Source organism: Streptomyces sp. NPDC043680 (assembly GCF_056436685.1).
The window spans coordinates 1-1,562 of record NZ_JBWKCE010000048.1 but is presented as its reverse complement, the minus strand read 5'-3'; the positions used below and the strand labels follow the sequence as shown (position 1 = coordinate 1,562).

Sequence of the window (1,562 nt, the reverse complement as noted above, 5' to 3'; positions counted from 1 at the left end):
AGGGCGTCCATGAGGCGGAGGCCTTCGAAGGCGTCGCGGGCGTAGCGGACCTCGCCTTCGTAGATCTCGTGGAGGTCCTGTTCGACGTAGGCGCGGGTCAGGGCGGCGCCGCCGAGGATGACCGGGAAGTCCGCGGCCAGCTTGCGCTGGTTGAGCTCCTCCAGGTTCTCCTTCATGATCACCGTCGACTTCACCAGCAGACCCGACATCCCGATCACGTCCGCCTTGTGCTCCTGCGCGGCCTCCACGATCGCCGACACCGGCTGCTTGATCCCGATGTTGACCACGTTGTAGCCGTTGTTCGTCAAGATGATGTCGACCAGGTTCTTGCCGATGTCATGCACGTCGCCGCGGACGGTGGCCAGCACGATGGTGCCCTTGCCCTCGTCGTCGGTCTTCTCCATGTGCGGCTCCAGATAGGCCACCGCCGACTTCATGACCTCGGCCGACTGCAGGACGAACGGCAACTGCATCTGGCCGGAACCGAACAACTCACCGACGACCTTCATCCCCTCCAGCAGCGTGTCATTGACGATGTCCAGAGCGGGCCGACCCCGCAGCGCCTCGTCGAGATCCGCCTCCAGGCCGTTCTTCTCACCGTCGATGATGCGGCGCCGCAGCCGCTCCTCCAGCGGCAGCGCGAGGAGCTCCTCCGCCCGACCGGCCTTCAGCGACTTGGTGTTGACACCCTCGAAGAGAGCCATCAGCTTCTGCAGCGGGTCATAACCCTCCGAGCGCCGGTCGTAGATCAAATCCAGGGCGGTGGCCACCTGCTCCTCATCGAAGCGGGCGATCGGCAGGATCTTCGAGGCATGCACGATCGCCGAATCCAGACCCGCCTTCACGCACTCGTCCAGGAAGACCGAGTTCAGCAGCACCCGGGCAGCCGGATTCAGACCGAAGGAGATGTTCGACAGACCCAGCGTGGTCTGCACCTCCGGGTGACGGCGCTTGAGCTCACGGATCGCCTCGATCGTCGCGATACCGTCCCCCCGCGACTCCTCCTGACCGGTGCAGATCGTGAACGTCAGAGTGTCGATCAGGATGTCCGACTCACGGATCCCCCAGTTCCCCGTCAAATCCGCGATCAACCGCTCCGCGATCGCGACCTTGTGCTCCGCGGTGCGGGCCTGGCCCTCCTCGTCGATGGTCAGCGCGATCAGCGCCGCCCCGTGCTCCTGCGCCAACCGGGTGACCCTCGCAAACCGCGACTCGGGCCCGTCACCGTCCTCGTAGTTCACCGAGTTGATGACCGCACGCCCGCCCAGCTTCTCCAGACCCGCCCGGATCACCTCGACCTCGGTGGAATCCAACACGATCGGCAGCGTCGAAGCCGTCGCGAAGCGGCCCGCCAACTCCTCCATGTCCGCGACACCATCACGGCCCACGTAGTCCACGCACAGATCCAGCATGTGCGCGCCCTCGCGGATCTGGTCGCGGGCCATCTCCACACAGTCGTCCCAGCGGCCCTCCAGCATCGCCTCACGGAACTTCTTCGACCCGTTAGCGTTCGTCCGCTCACCGATCGCCATGTACGCGGTGTCCTGCCGGAACGGCACCGT

1 protein-coding gene is annotated in these 1,562 nt (G+C 65.4%); it reads right to left on the bottom strand.

Going from position 1 to position 1,562, the window contains the following annotated elements; translation table 11 throughout:
• A partial coding sequence (locus AC0666_RS33945; RefSeq protein ID WP_478709113.1) for a dihydropteroate synthase occupies positions 1-1,562 on the bottom strand: 1,562 nt, incomplete at both ends.